Below are 15,618 nucleotides of genomic sequence, written 5' to 3' on the forward strand. Positions count from 1 at the left end.
GCTGGGGATTGCCATCAACCTCCCGTGCATCGGAGTCGCACGAACCGCCCGGCAGCCGTCCCCCTGGCTCGTCACCTGCGCACAGCGAGCGCAGGCTCTTCTCAACGAAGAACATCTACGCATCACATAGACAATATTTGCTGTGCATTAATTTACTTCATTTTCTCGACATGACAATTCATTGTCAAGTGTTTTTCGCTTGCGCCGCCAGTCAACACAGCAGACGGCACGCAGAGACACCGATCTGGCGTATCGAATCAGCGGCTGAAGCCGGGACGCTGCCTACGGCTGCCGCAAGCTGGCTGCTGGCTTTCAACTCCCCTCTGCGTAGGCTATTCTGGGGGCACAAACGATTGCCAATGAACATTTGCTATTGAACGAACGACGGCTAATTCCCGCTGGAGCCTGCCTCAATGGATTCCGCATTTCTGCTTGCCCAAAACCCCGCCCAAAACCAAGGTTGGGGCTGGGAAACGATTGCCATCCTCTCGGTCGTGGCCATTGCGGGCATGGTGCTCTTCTTTGCCGCGATCGCCTTCGCCGCGTTCGGCAAGGTCTGGTTTCAGGCCTACATGTCGAGCGCCGATGTCAGCATGATCGCGCTCGTGGGCATGTGGTTCCGGCAAGTGAACATGCGAATCGTGGTACAGGCCAAGATCATGGCCGCCCAGGCTGGTCTCGATATCAACCGCCGAACCGGCATCAGCACCGCCCGCGTCGAAGCTCACTACCTGGCCGGCGGTAACGTGATGAATGTGATCCACGCTATCATCGCCGCCCATCGCGCGGGAATTGAGATCGACTTTGATCAGGCTGCAGCGATCGACCTTGCCGGCCGTGATGTGCTGGATGCGGTCCGCACCAGCGTACATCCCAAAGTTATCGACTGCCCCGATCCGCGACGTAGTGGCAACGATACCCTCGCGGCCGTGGCCAAGGACGGCATCGAATTACGCGTCAAAGCTCGCGTGACCGTCCGCACCAATCTGGCCCGCCTGATTGGCGGCGCTACGGAAGACACCGTCATCGCCCGCGTCGGTGAAGGGATCATTACTTCGATTGGCTCGTCTGATAACTACAAAGACGTGCTCGCCAATCCGAATCGAATTTCCCGCGCGGTGCTCGATCGTGGTCTCGACAATCAAACGGCGTTCGAAATCGTTTCGATTGATATCGCCCACGTGGTCGTTGGCCAGAACATTGGCGCTCGTTTGCAGGCCGATGCGGCCGAAGCCGATACCCGCGTGGCCCGCGCCATGGCGGAGCAACGCCGCAGTGAAGCCATCGCCCACGAACAGGAAATGAAGGCCAAGGTCGCCGAGAACCGCGCCGCCCTGGTCGAAGCCGAAGCGCAAGTTCCGCAAGCGATGGCTGCAGCCTTCGAAAAGGGACACCTCACCGTCGCCAGCTAGAAAAATCGAACTTCCCACCGCTGAGGATGCCTTCATGATTGCCTGGCTGTTGCTGGCTGCTACGTTTTCGAGCGAACTTGCCCCAGAGGGTGTGCAGTTGCTCGAGACCTTTCGCAACGAGTTTGTGCTGATCACACCGGGAACAGGGAAGTTTCCCACCGACGAAAAGGTAAAAGAGCCGTTCGCAATTTCGCGCTACGAAGTGACTCAGAACGTATGGCGTGTCGCGCTGGGCAAGAATCCTAGCGAGTGGAAAGGTGAGCGAAATTCGTGCGAGCGATTCCATTTTCAAGAGGCCAAGCATTTTTGCGACCGCATTACGTCGGAACTCCGGCGTCAGAAATTGATCGGACCCAAGCAGGAAGTAAGATTGCCGACGTCGGAGGAATGGGGATACGCGACCGCAGCAGGCACCAACACGAAATTCTCGTTTGGCGACGATGAAAGCAAGCTTGGTGAGTTTGCCTGGTTCAACGGGAATGCAGCTGGTAACGATCCCGTCGTCGGTGCCAAGAAGCCGAACAACTGGGGCCTCTATGACGTGCATGGCTATTTGTGGGAATGGTGCACCACTGAAGCTGGTCCGGTGCTGCGCGGCGGCAGTTGGACTGATCCAGCCGATCAATTGGCGACGGCTGTTGTGAAAAAGGTGACTCCAGAAACGCGCGGTCCCCATATTGGTCTCCGCTGCGTACTCTCAGGCGAAGGCATCGCTGCGGCAAAGTTTGTTGCCGTCGCAGAACCGATCAAGGGAGTTTTCGCACCGGTAAAACAACGGGCGCTGGTTTCCGAAACGGCGAAGCTGGAAAAGTTATGGGGCGAGGGTGAATTCACCGAGGGCCCCGCGCTGGCACCGGATGGCTCGATTTTGTTTTCAGACATCGGCACCAAGATTTTTCGTTTTGATACGACTACGAAAGAGACCAAGGTTTTTCGCGACCCCAGTGGCCGCAGCAACGGACTGCTGTTTGATTCCCAAGGTCGCTTGATTGCCTGTGAGGGGGCCAACACTGGTGGCAATCGGCGGATCTCGATTACGGCTGGTATCCAAGGAGAGAAAGACGGCAAGATCGAAACGCTGGCCGACAACTTTCAAGGGAAGCGATTCAATAGCCCGAATGATTTGGCCATTGATGGTCAGAACCGGGTCTATTTCACCGATCCACGTTACGTCGGCGACGATCCGCGGGATCTCGATTTTGAAGCGGTGTTTCTCGTGGCCGCTCCAGTTGCCGGTAAGAAAAGTGACGTGATCGTCGCGACGCGTGAAGTGCAGAAGCCGAACGGGATTCTGGTCTCCGCCGATGGCAAAACCGTTTACATCGCCGACAACAATCCGAAGGGAAACGTACACCTAGTTGCTATGACGGTGCAACGGAAAGGCATGCTCGCGGACAAACGCGTGCTGTTTGATTTTGTCTCGGGACGGGGTATCGACGGCATGACGCTCGATACGGCGGGCAACATCTATGCGACCGCGGGCACCGGCGACAAAGCGGGCATCTATGTCTTTTCCGCCCAGGGTGAGCATCTGGCGTTTATTGCTACGCCCGGCGATCCCACGAACTGCACCTTCGGCGCGAACCAGGCCAACGGTTCTTACCTCTATATCACCGCTGCGACGAGCGGAAAAAAAGAAGACGGCAGCTCTCCGAAATTCGGGCTGTTTCGCATTCTGCTCCCAGCGAAGGGACAGCCATTGCCGAAAGCGATGCCTTGACGCACGTCCTAAGATTCAGCAATGAGTGCCGAGTTTGAATGTGAACTATGCCGGCGGTTGTTGAAGGTCAGCGGCAGTCGCCACCATTTGATTCCCCGAGCCTGCCATCGGCGCACTTGGTTCCGCAAGCGTTACTCGCGCGAACAGATGCAAGCCACCGTCGATCTGTGCAGTGATTGTCACTCGGCGATTCACGACCTTATTCCGGATGAGCGTGAACTTGGCCGCTCGTATTTCACCCTGGAGCTTCTTTCCGCTCATCCTGCGATGGCAAAGTTTTTGATCTGGGTCCGTAAGCAGAAGTAGACAAGTCCTTGGCCGTGCAACTTGCCAGCCGATCGCTTTTTGACCGTGACACTGGCAAGTGCTGCGACCAACTGTTAGGGTTAATCTTCGTGGCGGCGAACATGCGCCTGCCGCAGCCAGATTTCATGAGTCCTGGCTCCCGCCTCAATATCCCCGGAGAATGAACGATGACGAAGTGGAATACGTTGCTTTTAACAAGTGTGGTCGCTGCCTGTATCAGCACCGTTTACGCAGCCGATAAGGCTCCCAACGCAGAAAAGGCTCCGGCCGTGCTCGATCACAAAGTAAAGAATATCGCCGGCAAAGAAGTCGACCTGTCTCAATACAAGGGCAAGGTCCTGCTGGTTGTGAATGTCGCCAGCAAGTGCGGCCTGACCGGTCAGTACGAGGAACTCGAAGCCTTGCACGAAAAGTACAACGGCAAGGGATTGGCTGTGATGGGATTTCCCTGCAACCAGTTCGGCAAGCAAGAGCCCTTGAGCGAAGACAAGATCGCTGAGTTCTGCTCGTCAACTTACGGCGTGAAGTTCGATATGTTCTCGAAGCTCAACGTGAACACTGTCGAAAAAGATGGCAAGATCATCGAAGAAGCCGACCCCTTCTACAAGAGCCTCACTGCTGCCGACACCAAACCAACCGGCAAGGGCAAGATCAGCTGGAACTTCGAAAAGTTCGTGATCGGTCGCAATGGTGAAGTGGTCGCCCGCTTTGCCCCGCGCACTTCGCCCGACGATGCCGAAGTGGTGAAGGTCATCGAAGCTGAACTGGCAAAGAAATAGCCCTCAGCAAGCTGAAGAATGGAAATTGAAAAGCCTCGCACGGTTCGCCCTGCGAGGCTTTTTTCGTACGCGGGACGGGCATCTAGCCGAAGAAACGCACGGCGTTCTCAAAGACTGCCAAGCCATCACCCCGCTCATGCTTTTCGCGGGTCCACCTCGGGTGATGCGTGGGGTCGATGTGCCGCTCGGGATGCGGCATTAAGCCAAAAACTCGGCCCGTGTCGTCGCACAGGCCAGCGACGTTCCGCTGAGCACCGTTGGGATTAACGGGATACGGCAGCAAGCCGTCCGTAGTCAGCGAGGCACCTTCCGGAGGCGAGTCGTAACGAAGGGTGAGTTGGCCAGCAGCGTCAAGTTGATTGAGGGTAGCTTCGTCGCGGGCGATGAACTTCCCTTCGGCATGCGCGATGGGCAGGTACATCTGTTCGATGCCTTGCAAAAACACGCACTTCTGGCTGGCGGTCCGCAGCCAAATCCAACGGTCTTCGAACTTGCCGGAATCGTTGAGCGTGAGTGTAGCTTGGGGCTCATCGGCACGATCCGGCAGCAAGATGCCTGACTTGATGAGGATCTGAAAGCCGTTGCAGATGCCGAGAATCAGTTTGCCTGCGGCGCGGAACTCCTGCAGGGTATCGCGCAGGTGATGGCGAATCTGGTTGCCGAAAATGCGACCAGCGGCAATGTCATCGCCATAGCTGAAGCCACCGGGAATGCTGAGGATTTGATAATCGGCGGCGAGGGCGGGGCGCTCGAGCAGGCGATTCAAGTGAACCACCTCCGCCTTCGCACCGGCGGTCTCAAAGGCAAAAGCAGTTTCCTGATCGCAGTTGCTGCCGGGTGCTCGCAAGATCAACACGCGCGGGGTTGCCATCGCTCCCATTCCTATCAAAAACGCTGCGAAACGACCAACAGTTGCCTGCCGTAATCGGAATTGCCAGCGTACCAAGAAACGGCTGTTTTCGGTAGGCGGCAACGACTGCAACTGCCGGCAAGCGAAGGCCTTCACGATTTCGCTCATGATTCACTGCCTTAGCTATTTCCCCGCCGATTGCGGTGGCCGATAATGCTGATAGATCGATTCACACCTAGGAGGGCGGAACCATGCAGGCGAAGAAGATTTTGTTGCCGGTCGATTTTTCCACGGCGGGACAGGCAGCGCTCAATATGGCGACGATGCTCGCCCGTGATGGCGGCGGCACGATCGTAATTTTGCACGTGGAAGAACCACCGATGGCCTATGGCGGTGGCGAACTGTATTACGGGCTGGTGGAACCAGACCGTACTGAGTTGACTCGCATGCTGCACGAGATCAAACCGACCGATCCGAATGTTCCCGTCGTCTATCGCCTGGTGACAGGCGACCCGGCAACAGCTGTTGTGCAAGCTGCGGAAGAAGAAGGTGCCGACTTTATCGTCGTGGGCTCGCATGGGCGCACGGGAATTGGCCGCCTGCTGATGGGAAGTGTCGCTGAGTCGATCGTACGACACGCCAAGTGCCCGGTGGTGACGGTCAAGGCACCGGCTCACATGCAGAAGAAGTCCTAACGTAGTCCAAGCGATCAAGAAAAACTTACGGCCCCTGGTGAGTGTTTCACCAAGGGCCGTTTATTGTTTCAACCTGCAAAAGCGTATTTCTATGACCACCGCTGCTGCGTTGATTGGTTGGGTTGCTGTTCACCCAGGATCGAGCCGCGAATTATCTGACCGCCCAATGAAGTCGTCAGCCCATCGATGATTTCGTTAATCTGACCTTCGAGTGGCTTGGGAGCCGCTTTGATAATCATGTCTCGGAAGAGTCCGAGCGCCGCACCAACCGCCAAACCCTGTAGTTGGGTTGTCGCCGGTTTGAGAGCTTCTCCCAGTTGGCTCATCATGTGCGACGAGCGGCTGGGTCGCGACTCACTCTGCGGCACGGCCCGTGGCGTTGGTTCAAAGTTGCTGCTGGCGTTGTAAGCACCCTGCGGCAAGCTGGCCTGCGCTGCAGAAAGGTGACGGAACTTCTCGTCAGCACGGGCGTCACTCGATTTGTGCAGCATCATGTAGCCACCGACAAAGCCGACCGCTGCAGCGCCAGCGACCATTGGCCAAGGGTGACGCTCGACGTGATGGGCGATGTTGAACGCTTCACCCACGGCGTCAACCGTGTCGCGCACCTGAGTCTTGACAGTTTGTACCGTGTCTTCGACCGCGTGCTTTACTTGTTCGACGGTGTCGGCAGCACCTTGAACGGTATCGCTGACTTGCCTTTCGAGCATTTCGAGCTTCTCCGTTAAAGCAGTGCGTGTTTCGTCCATCTGGCCACGAATCGCCAGCGTTTCTTGAATGCTCATCTCTGCTGAGTGATCCATTGCACATTCTCCTTCAGCGCTCGGGCAGATTCGTCCGGCAGGGGATTGAATTCGTTAAACTTCCGTAGGGCACCATAAAAGGCGATGCCGCCGCCAGCAGCCAACAGGCCGCCGACGATTCCAAAGCAGCCCCACAGCGGCAACTCCGTCGCTGCCTCGAGTGCATACACGAACATGAAACAGAGCAACGTGCCACCGACCGAGGCCAGCGCCAAACCGGTGACCAAGGCGATGACCGCGGCCTTCGTCTTTCGCACGTCTTCTTTTACTTCGGTGCGAAACAGAGCAAGCTGCTGCTTCATCAACTCTTGTGCATCGGCGATAATGCCACTCACCAGATGCGTCATGCTGGGAGCGGCCGTAGAGCCGGGCTCCGCGTAATCGGTTCGCAGGTCGGTTGCCATGATCGGTTAGCTCCGGCTAGAAGACGTGCAAGCGCGGGCGACGAGGAAGCCAATACCAGCGGCAATGAAGATCGCGGGAATTGGGTTCCGCTTGATCGTGGCCGTGATGTCTTCCACCATGCCATTGAAGCCTTGCTCTTCAATGTACTTGCCGGTGTTTTCGAGCGTGTCGGCAACCGAACAAGCGGCCGAATGCATCATGCTCTCCTCTTCGGGACAAGCAGCACGCAGGCTCTCGCCAGCCGACTTGAGCGAACCGCCTAGAGCCGTTTTGGCGTCTTCCGCCCGGTGACCCATGTAGGTAGCTGCCTGTTCGGCACCCTTGCCAACGGAGGAAGCAACATTCTTGCTCATATCTTGGACGTAGTTCCCGGCATCCTGGGCCATGCCACTAGCGGCGTTGGACAGGGAGGCGGTGGCATCTTCGGCTTTAGCTCGGGCTTGATTCGCGACGTTGGACATGACTGATTCTCCTGCTTGATTCGAGAGGACTCCTCGCTGACACCAGCCAGCATGCATCGGTAATTAGCAAGGCGTGTGCCAAGACCAGATTTCAGAGACCGTTTCACAAGTCGTGGTCTCAGCGAACCGGAAAAAAACACCCAAAGCCCTGTATTCCGCGAGGAATCAAGCCTTCACCTCAAAGGTTACGTGAATTCTGGCTTTAGCCTCACAATCGGTTGTGCGGATCGCCCTCTCCGCACCGTGAGTGCGGGTTCACCAGACTGGTCGACCAGAAACCGCTGCCAATAATGAGCTTTGCCCGATACCGCACACTGGATTCACGCCTGCGAGCACGACATGTCACCCTCAGCTACCGAAACTCGCCCCCTCGCCAATCGCAGCACGCTTACCAGCTGGCTGAGTTACGCCTTGGCGTTTTTACTGACTTTTGCGGCCGCCTCGTTTGGAACCATGTTTATGCCGGGCGGTTGGTACGCGTCGCTGCAACGGCCGCCGTTGACCCCACCCAACTGGATCTTTGGTCCAGTCTGGACGTTGCTCTACATCATGATGGCGATCGCGGCCGGTCGAGCCGCCAATCGCAGTTCTCCGGCACAACGGTGGACGACCTGGTCACTCTTCATCACCCAACTGGCATTCAATGCCGCCTGGAGTGCTCTGTTCTTCGGAGCCCAGCAGCCTGGTCTGGCCCTGATCGACATCGTGCTGATGTGGTTGGCGATTGTCGCGACCATTGCCTGGTTCTGGCGAATCGATCGCGTCGCGGCTTGGCTCTTCGTCCCCTATCTGGCTTGGGTCAGTTTTGCCACCTACCTCAACCTGGGCTTCTGGTGGCTGAACTGACCAGGCCGATTTGACGGGTACCTATCGCTTAGCGACAATGCGATTGCCTTCGGACACAACCCCTCACCTGTCTTGCTGCCAGAAAGCGCCTCTCGCCATGCGTTTGCTAGCCCACCTTTGTTTGCTTGCTTTTCTCTGCCTGCTCGGTGCAAGTTCGTTTGTCCTAGCGCAGGAGAAGGCGGAGCGTCCAAACATTCTGTTCATCATGTCGGACGATCATGCCTATCAGGCCATCAGCGCTTACGGCAGCAAGGTGAACCAAACGCCTAACATCGATCGCCTGGCAAAGGAAGGAATGCGGTTCGATCGCTGCTTCGTGACCAATAGCATCTGTGGTCCGAGCCGCGCGGTGATCCTCACCGGCAAGTACAACCACCTGAATGGCTTCACGACTAACTCGGTCCGTTTTAACGGCGGTCAGCAAACCGTGGCGAAACTGCTGCAAGCGGGTGGTTATACGACGGCCATGATTGGTAAATGGCACCTCGTCACCGACCCGACGGGCTTCGACCACTGGAGCGTCCTTCAGGGACAAGGACCGTACTACAACCCCGCGATGAAAACCGCCGCTGGCGTGGTCAAGCACACCGGCTACACGACCGACATCATCACCGACCAGGCCGTCGAGTGGCTCGACAAGACGCGCGACAAGAGCAAGCCTTTTTTGCTGATGTATCAGCACAAGGCCCCGCATCGCAACTGGCAACCGGCACCGCGGTACCTGGATAAGTACAAAGACGTCACGATTCCCGAGCCAGCGAATCTGTTTGACGACTACAAGGGTCGTGGCACGCCAGCACGCGAAAACCAGATGAGCATCGCCAAGCATCTGACTCCCAACGATCTCAAACTGGGGCCGCAGCAAGGTCTGAACCCCGAACAACGCGAAGCACTGACCAAGGCCTATGCCGAGGAGAATAAGAAATTCGCGGAAGCGAATCTGCAGGGTGACGATCTCACTCGCTGGAACTACCAACGCTATGTGAAGGACTATTTGCGCTGCGTCGATGCCGTGGACGAAAACGTCGGTCGCGTGCTGAAGTATCTGGACGACACCGGCCTCGCCAAAAACACGCTCGTCATCTACACCTCCGATCAAGGCTGGTATCTCGGCGAACATGGCTGGTACGACAAGCGTTGGATGTACGAAGAGTCGTTCCGCACACCGCTGCTCGTTCGTTGGCCGGGCAAGATCCAGCCCGGTACCGTGAACAAAGACATGGTGATGAATCTCGATTTCCCCGAGACGTTTTTAGAGATCGCCGGTCTTCCTATCCCTGCCGATATGCAGGGCCGCAGCATGGTTCCCGTGCTGCAGGGAAAGACGCCCAGCGATTGGCGCAAGAGTGTCTATTACCACTATTACGAGTTTCCGCAGCCTCACCATGTGCATCCGCATTACGGCGTCCGGACTGAAAAGCACAAGCTGATCCACTTCTACACGATCAACGAATGGGAGCTCTACGATCTCGAAAAAGACCCGAGCGAGATGCAGTCCCGCTACATGGATCCCGCTTACGAACAGATCGTCGCCGATCTCAAACGCCAGCTCGAAGAACTGCGCAAGCAATACAAAGACGACGGCAAAGTAGCCGAATTTGACGAGCTAACGCCCAAGCCCTAGATGCAGAGCAAGGTCTAATTAGGTGACGTGGCGAACGTCGTTTTGAACAAGGGTAATCATGGTTATTCAACTTACTCCGCAGTTGCAAGCCACCCTGGCAGAAGAAGCCAGCAAGCTGGGTGTCACTCCCGAGCAACTAGCGATTGCTGCGCTACAGGAGCGATTCCCGGCAAAGACGTCGCCGGTGCTTGCTCCGAATGCTCAGCGGATGGAACCGCAGGATGAATGGGAACGACGACTGTTTTCCATCGGCAAGGATCTCGGTTTCTCCCCACCTCGTGAATGGTTAACCAGCGAGAATTATTACGACTAATGAGCGTTTTGCTGGATACAAGCGTACTTTGCCGTTTAGCGAACAACGTGGACGTCGATCATGCGATAACGAATGCCGTGCTGGTCAAGATCCATCGGCAAGGCGAACGCTCGTGTATTACGGCACAGAACTTGATCGAATTTCGCAACGTGGCCACGCGACCGACCTCTGTTAACGGTTTGGGGATGAGCGCACACCACGCAGATTTGATGAGCGAGGATTTTGAGCGCACATTTCATTTCCTTTCCGAGATACCCACGATCTTTACCGCCTGGAAGTCACTCGTTACCAATGCTGGCGTTATTGGCAAGCAGGTCCATGACGCCCGACTGGTTGCTGTCTGCCACGCTCACCAAATCGATCAACTGCTGACGTTCAATGTTGGGCACTTCACGCGTCTCGCTGCGTTTGGTCCACCGCTGAAGATTCTCGATCCGCGAACTTACTCGCCACCTGCATAATCACCGTGATAATCAGGATATCGATCCTTCCAACAAGCGTTTCCGCATCGTTCTTCCCGCCGAATTCACTCGCGATTCGCGCCATTTGCGGCAATAATTGCTTGGCAGGTGCGAACTACTGCCAAAGCAACTTATCGTTTCAGCCCGTAATTCGCGGGTGTACCCGTTCGCGGGAGTTTAAGCCATGACAGCCCTGTTTTTGTTCTTTGCCGTCGTCGGTGGCACCGTTCTCATCTGCCAGTTCGTGCTCACATTGGTAGGCTTGAGCGGCGGTCATGATCTGCCGGACGATCTGTCGGTGGAGCATGGTGGCGATTTTGGCGGCCACGACGTGAGTGCCGATCATGGCGGCGATATCGGCCACGACCATGGCCATGCCGGCGAAGCCCATGTTTCGAATTGGCTGTTTGGCGTCATCTCGTTCCGCACGCTCGTCGCCGCGAGCACGTTTTTCGGGTTGGGAGGCTTGGCCGCTCACGAAGGCGGTTTAAATCTCGCTTCGCAGCTCGGCATCGCCGTGATTTGCGGCCTAGGCGCTATGTATGGGGTACACTGGATCATGAAGTTAATCGGTCGCTTGGGGGAGGACGGCACTGTCCGCATCCAGCGAGCCATCGGCCAGGAAGGAACGGTCTACGTTCCCATTCCAGGCAGCAAGTCGCGAGCGGGCAAGATCCAGCTGCGGCTGCAAAACCGGTTGATGGAATACGCCGCCGTGACTGAAGGAACCGAACGTCTGGCAACGGGCACCAAGGTTCGCGTGATTCGTGTCGCCGGCGACGTCCTCGAAGTTGCTCCCCTGCCTACCTCTACTCCAACTCGGTCCGCTGAAGTTCATTCGGCCTGACCGTTTTGCCTATACGTCACTGCTGCCGCTAGCCGCGAAAGGATGCGTTTCATCCTCGCGGGCTAGGCGTGCGCTTGCCAGTCTCGAAATATCGAACGACGGAATTTCGACGGAGAATCGCGATGTCACTGAACCTACTACAAGTCCCGCTGGCCGATATCACCACCACGCTCGGTGTGGTCGGAATCGGCTTCGTCTTTCTGACGATCATTTTCTTCAGCACGATCATCATGCTGGTCAAGCAGTTCAAACGCTGCCCCAGCAACCGGGTGCTCGTCATCTATGGTCGCACCGGCAAGGGTGGCCAGGCCAGCAAGACCATTCACGGCGGCGCTGCCTTCGTGTGGCCCCTGGTGCAAGACTACGCGTACCTGAGCCTGGAACCGATCCAGATCGAAGTGCCACTCCGCGGCGCATTGTCGTCTGAAAACATCCGCGTGAACGTCCCCAGTGTGTTCACCGTGGCCATCGACACCAGGCCCGATGTGATGCAGAACGCCGCGATCCGTTTGCTCGGGCTCACCGTGCAAGAAGTCCGCAAGCAAGCCGAAGAAATGATCTTCGGTCAATTGCGGCAAGTGATCGCTTCGATGGGGATCGAAGAAATCAACCGCGACCGCGATAAGTTTCTCGAACACGTGATGCATTCGCTCGAGCCAGAACTGTCCAAGATCGGCCTCACGCTGATCAACGTGAATATCACCGACATCACCGACGAGTCGGGCTACATCGACGCCATCGGTCAGAAGGCTGCATCGCTCGCCATTCAACAGGCTCGTGGTGACGTCGCCGACAACGAAAAGATGGGTGAAACCCGCGTCGCCGCCGCCGAACGCGATAAGTCGATTCAGGTCTCGAATGCTCGCAAAGAGCAAGCCATCGGTACTCGCGAAGCTCAGCGCGATCAGCTGGTCCGCGTTGCTGCCCTAGAAAAAGATCAGGCGGTCGGTGAGAAGCAAGCCGCCTTCGAACGCGAAGCTTCGGTGAAAGACGCCGAGCGACACATGCGTATTCAAGTGGCCGAAGCCGATGCCAGCGCCATCGACGGCGAAAATAGCTCCGCCGCCCGCGTAGCTGCCTCCGCTGCCGAACTGGCAATTCGCAAAGCCGAAGCCTACGAGAAAGGTGAAGGCCGCCGCAAGGAAGCCGAAGCTCACGTGTTGGAGATTCAGAACCGCGCCATGGCCAAGGCGGCTCTAGCCGAGGCCGAACGGGTCGAAGCCGAACAACGTGCCAAGCTCGAAGCGCCTGCCAAGGCCCAAAAGGCCAAGCAGATCGTCGATGCCGAAGCGATTGCCGAAAAGCGGATGATTGAAGCCAAGGCTGAAGCCGATGCAATCTTCCTCAAGCTCGAAGCTGAAGCTCGCGGTCAGTACGAAATGCTGGCCAAGAAGGGCGAAGGTCTCAAGCAGATCGTCGCGGCTTGCGGTGGCTCGAACCAGGCCTTTCAGATGCTCATGCTCGAACACCTCGACAATCTGGCTGAAGCCTCGGCCAAGGCGATCTCGAACATCAAGTTCGACAAGGTCGTGGTGTGGGAAGGTGGCGGCGGCAACGGTCGCAGCAGCACTGCTGATTTCCTGAGCGGCATGGCCCGCAGCCTCCCGCCGATGATGCAAGTGATGCGCGATATCGGCGGCGTCGAGCTGCCCGAATCGCTCGTCAAACTCGGCACCGACACACCGTCGGTCGTCGATCCCGTCGTCTCTCGCAATGGCGACGCCCCCGCGAAACCAGCGAAGGCGTAATCACCGCTGTCGCAGTCGAATGCCGGCGAAGCGCACAATCCGAATGTCGAGGGACACCCACAGGCTGTCCCCTTCGCCAAGACAAAGGGGATCAAGTTAGAGACGGAGTTATTCTTCGATTAGAGAAGGTCCAGATTGCCACCGGACGCGCGCGGTCGCCTAGAATAGAAGGAGCAAGACCAACTCACGTCTCCGCACGCCCTCCTTCTCCCTCGGAGCTCACACGTCATGGCTACTGCGACCGCCCCCGTCAAAATCCCACGTCCCAAGATTCAGCAGACGACGTGTTTCATCGATGGCCAATGGATTCCCGCTCAAAGCGGTAAGACCTTTGCCACGTACAATCCGGCGACCGAAGAACTGATCGCCGATGTCGCCGAGGGTGATGCGGCCGATATCGATCTGGCCGCGAAGGCTGCCCGCAAGGCGTTCGACTCGGGTCCATGGAGCAAGATGGACGCCCGCGATCGTGGCCGGCTGATGTACAAGCTGGCCGATCTGCTGGAAGCCGAAATCGACGAACTGGCCGCGCTGGAATCGCTCGATAACGGCAAGCCTTTCCGCGATGCTCGCCATGCCGACCTGCCGCTAACGATCGATTGCCTGCGCTACTACGCGGGCTACGCCGACAAGATTCACGGCAGCACCATTCCAATCCGCGGCAACTACTTTTGCTACACGCGCAAAGAGCCTGTGGGAGTCGTCGGGCAAATCATTCCGTGGAACTTCCCCATGCTGATGACGGCGTGGAAGTGGGGACCGGCTCTCGCCGCCGGCTGCACAATCGTCATGAAGCCTGCCGAGCAGACGCCACTCTCTTGCCTGCGTATGGCCCGTCTCGCACAGAAGGCCGGCATTCCCGATGGTGTGATCAACGTCGTTCCCGGCTATGGCCCCACGGCAGGCGGGGCGATTCTTAAGCATCCCATGATCGACAAGGTGGCCTTCACCGGCTCAACCGAAGTCGGCAAGATCATCATGCGCGAAGCTGCGGACTCGATGAAGCGCGTCACGCTCGAACTGGGCGGCAAGAGCCCGAACATTGTGTTTGACGACGCCGATCTCGATGCCGCGATTGCCGGAGCACACTTCGGCTTGTACTTCAATCAGGGGCAATGCTGCTGTGCCGGCAGCCGCCTGTTTGTGCAAGAAAAGATTCACGACAAGTTCGTCGACCAAATCGTCTCGATGAACAAGATTCGCAAGCTGGGCGATCCGCTCGACCCCGCGACGGAGCAAGGCCCGCAAGTCGACAAGGAACAATTCGACAAGATCCTCGGCTACATCGAGAGCGGCAAAAACGAAGGGGCTCAGTGTCTCACGGGCGGCAAGCGTCACGGCGATCGCGGCTTCTATGTCGAGCCCACGCTCTTCACCGGCGTGCAGGACAACATGAAGATCGCTCAGGAAGAAATCTTTGGACCGGTAATGTCGGTGCTCAAGTTTAAGACGATCGACGAGATCGCCGCTCGCGCCAACAACACTCCCTACGGTCTCGCGGCAGCTGTTTGGACTCGCGACATTCAGAAAGCTCATGCCCTCGCCCATAAGCTTCGAGCGGGCACCGTCTGGGTGAACTGCTACGACGTCTTCGATGCCGCCGCACCCTTTGGCGGCTTCAAGTTCAGCGGCCAAGGTCGCGAACTGGGCGAAGAAGGGCTCAAGGGTTACCTCGAGCACAAGACCGTCACGGTTGCGATGGGGTAAAACCTACTCAGCACTATTCGAAATGCTGACGCCCTCGTAGATTTCTGCGAGGGCCAGTTCGGCTTCGATTTCTGGCAGCGGAATGGACTGCTCAAGACCACTGTAGACTTCGCGATGAAATCCTTGGTTGGTGCGACGATGAACGATAACCAGTCCCGTCTCTTGCTCGACTATTGCGTATAGACTCAGGGACTGCAGAGTTAAGTAGGCATCTTTCTTCTCACCTTCGTCGGTCCGTCTGGTCGCATCGGAGATGACTTCAAACAAAACGACTGGTTCGTCCTGGAAGGAATCGTCCGGCGGATTCGGATGGCAAATAACCGAAGCATCCGGATAGTAAAAGCGAACGTGCGTAGGCAGTCTTATCCGGATCTTCGTGTCGGAGTTAAAGGGCTGGCAAGACTTCTTTCGCAGCTTGGCATGCAGCAGGCCGACAATATTTGTGGCGATGCGATTGTGAGCATTCTTCGCTCCGGCCATCGCATACACGACGCCACCCAGATATTCGTGCTTGACCGGAGAATTAAGCTCTCCCGCCAGATAGTCGTCGACCGAGACGAGATTAAATCGCTGAATGGCTGTCATTGGGTTTAGCTTATTCTCGCTCTTGGGATCGAACAAGGTAGATTGAAGCTGCATCA

The 15,618-nt window shown here is 57.1% G+C and carries 17 protein-coding genes; 12 read left to right on the top strand and 5 right to left on the bottom strand.

The window, feature by feature from the left end:
- Positions 1 to 413 precede the first annotated feature (413 nt).
- The 4 genes from floA (at position 414) to NA78x_RS19945 (ending at position 4,217) form a co-directional block, all read left to right on the top strand.
- A complete protein-coding gene (floA, locus tag NA78x_RS19930; protein WP_425614128.1) occupies positions 414 to 1,412 on the top strand; it encodes a flotillin-like protein FloA in 999 nt (332 codons plus the stop codon).
- 34 nt (positions 1,413 to 1,446) lie between these two features.
- Positions 1,447 to 3,132, top strand: coding sequence for an SMP-30/gluconolactonase/LRE family protein (locus NA78x_RS19935; RefSeq protein ID WP_425614129.1), 1,686 nt, complete (start codon positions 1,447 to 1,449; stop codon positions 3,130 to 3,132).
- A 21-nt stretch (positions 3,133 to 3,153) separates the two neighbouring features.
- Positions 3,154 to 3,438, top strand: coding sequence for a hypothetical protein (locus tag NA78x_RS19940; protein ID WP_425614130.1), 285 nt, complete (start codon positions 3,154 to 3,156; stop codon positions 3,436 to 3,438).
- 167 nt (positions 3,439 to 3,605) lie between these two features.
- Positions 3,606 to 4,217: a glutathione peroxidase gene (locus NA78x_RS19945; protein ID WP_425614131.1), complete on the top strand. Its 612-nt coding sequence runs from the start codon at positions 3,606 to 3,608 to the stop codon at positions 4,215 to 4,217.
- An 82-nt stretch (positions 4,218 to 4,299) separates the two neighbouring features.
- Here NA78x_RS19945 and purQ read toward each other — a convergent pair whose 3' ends face one another.
- Positions 4,300 to 5,088 (bottom strand): phosphoribosylformylglycinamidine synthase I, encoded by a 789-nt coding sequence (gene purQ / locus NA78x_RS19950; RefSeq protein ID WP_425614132.1) that lies wholly within the window; start codon positions 5,086 to 5,088, stop codon positions 4,300 to 4,302.
- Positions 5,089 to 5,318: 230 nt separating this feature from the next.
- On the opposite strand from purQ, the gene NA78x_RS19955 reads away from it, so the two are divergent.
- Positions 5,319 to 5,762 (top strand): universal stress protein, encoded by a 444-nt coding sequence (locus tag NA78x_RS19955; protein WP_425614133.1) that lies wholly within the window; start codon positions 5,319 to 5,321, stop codon positions 5,760 to 5,762.
- A gap of 89 nt (positions 5,763 to 5,851) precedes the next feature.
- Here the strand turns inward: NA78x_RS19955 and NA78x_RS19960 are convergent, their stop codons facing one another.
- The 3 genes from NA78x_RS19960 to NA78x_RS19970 are packed head-to-tail and all read right to left on the bottom strand — an operon-like array spanning position 5,852 to position 7,431.
- Entirely contained in the window at positions 5,852 to 6,565 is a 714-nt protein-coding gene (locus NA78x_RS19960; RefSeq protein ID WP_425614134.1) for a hypothetical protein, read from the bottom strand.
- On the bottom strand, positions 6,544 to 6,969 hold the full coding sequence (locus NA78x_RS19965) for a phage holin family protein (protein ID WP_425614135.1): 426 nt from the start codon (positions 6,967 to 6,969) through the stop codon (positions 6,544 to 6,546). The genes NA78x_RS19960 and NA78x_RS19965 overlap by 22 nt, the downstream gene beginning before the upstream one ends.
- A 6-nt stretch (positions 6,970 to 6,975) precedes the next feature.
- A complete protein-coding gene (locus tag NA78x_RS19970) occupies positions 6,976 to 7,431 on the bottom strand; it encodes a hypothetical protein (protein ID WP_425614136.1) in 456 nt (151 codons plus the stop codon).
- A gap of 339 nt (positions 7,432 to 7,770) precedes the next feature.
- Here NA78x_RS19970 and NA78x_RS19975 point away from each other — a divergent pair, with 339 nt between their 5' ends.
- The 7 genes from NA78x_RS19975 (at position 7,771) to NA78x_RS20005 (ending at position 14,977) form a co-directional block, all read left to right on the top strand.
- A complete protein-coding gene (locus tag NA78x_RS19975) occupies positions 7,771 to 8,277 on the top strand; it encodes a TspO/MBR family protein (protein ID WP_425614137.1) in 507 nt (168 codons plus the stop codon).
- 97 nt (positions 8,278 to 8,374) lie between these two features.
- Positions 8,375 to 9,901 (top strand): sulfatase family protein, encoded by a 1,527-nt coding sequence (locus NA78x_RS19980; RefSeq protein ID WP_425614138.1) that lies wholly within the window; start codon positions 8,375 to 8,377, stop codon positions 9,899 to 9,901.
- 58 nt (positions 9,902 to 9,959) lie between these two features.
- Entirely contained in the window at positions 9,960 to 10,214 is a 255-nt protein-coding gene (locus tag NA78x_RS19985; RefSeq protein ID WP_425614139.1) for a hypothetical protein, read from the top strand.
- On the top strand, positions 10,214 to 10,675 hold the full coding sequence (locus NA78x_RS19990; RefSeq protein ID WP_425614140.1) for a type II toxin-antitoxin system VapC family toxin: 462 nt from the start codon (positions 10,214 to 10,216) through the stop codon (positions 10,673 to 10,675). The genes NA78x_RS19985 and NA78x_RS19990 overlap by 1 nt, the downstream gene beginning before the upstream one ends.
- A gap of 184 nt (positions 10,676 to 10,859) precedes the next feature.
- Positions 10,860 to 11,522, top strand: a complete 663-nt coding sequence (locus tag NA78x_RS19995; protein ID WP_425614141.1) for an NfeD family protein — start codon at positions 10,860 to 10,862, stop codon at positions 11,520 to 11,522.
- A gap of 122 nt (positions 11,523 to 11,644) precedes the next feature.
- Positions 11,645 to 13,270, top strand: a complete 1,626-nt coding sequence (locus NA78x_RS20000) for a flotillin family protein (protein WP_425614142.1) — start codon at positions 11,645 to 11,647, stop codon at positions 13,268 to 13,270.
- 228 nt (positions 13,271 to 13,498) lie between these two features.
- Positions 13,499 to 14,977 (top strand): aldehyde dehydrogenase family protein, encoded by a 1,479-nt coding sequence (locus tag NA78x_RS20005; protein ID WP_425614143.1) that lies wholly within the window; start codon positions 13,499 to 13,501, stop codon positions 14,975 to 14,977.
- 3 nt (positions 14,978 to 14,980) lie between these two features.
- On the opposite strand, the gene NA78x_RS20010 is transcribed toward NA78x_RS20005, so the two are convergent.
- Positions 14,981 to 15,616 carry a Uma2 family endonuclease gene (locus NA78x_RS20010; RefSeq protein ID WP_425614144.1) on the bottom strand — a complete coding sequence of 212 codons (636 nt, stop codon included), beginning with the start codon at positions 15,614 to 15,616 and terminating at the stop codon, positions 14,981 to 14,983.
- Positions 15,617 to 15,618 lie beyond the last annotated feature (2 nt).

The organism is Anatilimnocola aquadivae (assembly GCF_049819085.1).
In the GTDB taxonomy this organism is placed as follows: domain Bacteria; phylum Planctomycetota; class Planctomycetia; order Pirellulales; family Pirellulaceae; genus Anatilimnocola.

What these genes read in the sequence shown, in the direction of transcription:
- NA78x_RS19975 (WP_425614137.1), top strand. Translation starts at nt 7,771, where the DNA reads ATGTCACCCTCAGCTACCGAAACTCGCCCCCTCGCCAATCGCAGCACG.
- purQ (WP_425614132.1), bottom strand. Translation starts at nt 5,088, where the DNA reads ATGGCAACCCCGCGCGTGTTGATCTTGCGAGCACCCGGCAGCAACTGC.
- NA78x_RS19965 (WP_425614135.1), bottom strand. Translation starts at nt 6,969, where the DNA reads ATGGCAACCGACCTGCGAACCGATTACGCGGAGCCCGGCTCTACGGCC.
- NA78x_RS19985 (WP_425614139.1), top strand. Translation starts at nt 9,960, where the DNA reads ATGGTTATTCAACTTACTCCGCAGTTGCAAGCCACCCTGGCAGAAGAA.
- NA78x_RS19990 (WP_425614140.1), top strand. Translation starts at nt 10,214, where the DNA reads ATGAGCGTTTTGCTGGATACAAGCGTACTTTGCCGTTTAGCGAACAAC.
- floA (WP_425614128.1), top strand. Translation starts at nt 414, where the DNA reads ATGGATTCCGCATTTCTGCTTGCCCAAAACCCCGCCCAAAACCAAGGT.
- NA78x_RS19955 (WP_425614133.1), top strand. Translation starts at nt 5,319, where the DNA reads ATGCAGGCGAAGAAGATTTTGTTGCCGGTCGATTTTTCCACGGCGGGA.
- NA78x_RS20005 (WP_425614143.1), top strand. Translation starts at nt 13,499, where the DNA reads ATGGCTACTGCGACCGCCCCCGTCAAAATCCCACGTCCCAAGATTCAG.
- NA78x_RS19960 (WP_425614134.1), bottom strand. Translation starts at nt 6,565, where the DNA reads ATGGATCACTCAGCAGAGATGAGCATTCAAGAAACGCTGGCGATTCGT.
- NA78x_RS20000 (WP_425614142.1), top strand. Translation starts at nt 11,645, where the DNA reads ATGTCACTGAACCTACTACAAGTCCCGCTGGCCGATATCACCACCACG.
- NA78x_RS19980 (WP_425614138.1), top strand. Translation starts at nt 8,375, where the DNA reads ATGCGTTTGCTAGCCCACCTTTGTTTGCTTGCTTTTCTCTGCCTGCTC.
- NA78x_RS19945 (WP_425614131.1), top strand. Translation starts at nt 3,606, where the DNA reads ATGACGAAGTGGAATACGTTGCTTTTAACAAGTGTGGTCGCTGCCTGT.
- NA78x_RS19940 (WP_425614130.1), top strand. Translation starts at nt 3,154, where the DNA reads ATGAGTGCCGAGTTTGAATGTGAACTATGCCGGCGGTTGTTGAAGGTC.
- NA78x_RS20010 (WP_425614144.1), bottom strand. Translation starts at nt 15,616, where the DNA reads ATGCAGCTTCAATCTACCTTGTTCGATCCCAAGAGCGAGAATAAGCTA.
- NA78x_RS19995 (WP_425614141.1), top strand. Translation starts at nt 10,860, where the DNA reads ATGACAGCCCTGTTTTTGTTCTTTGCCGTCGTCGGTGGCACCGTTCTC.
- NA78x_RS19935 (WP_425614129.1), top strand. Translation starts at nt 1,447, where the DNA reads ATGATTGCCTGGCTGTTGCTGGCTGCTACGTTTTCGAGCGAACTTGCC.
- NA78x_RS19970 (WP_425614136.1), bottom strand. Translation starts at nt 7,431, where the DNA reads ATGTCCAACGTCGCGAATCAAGCCCGAGCTAAAGCCGAAGATGCCACC.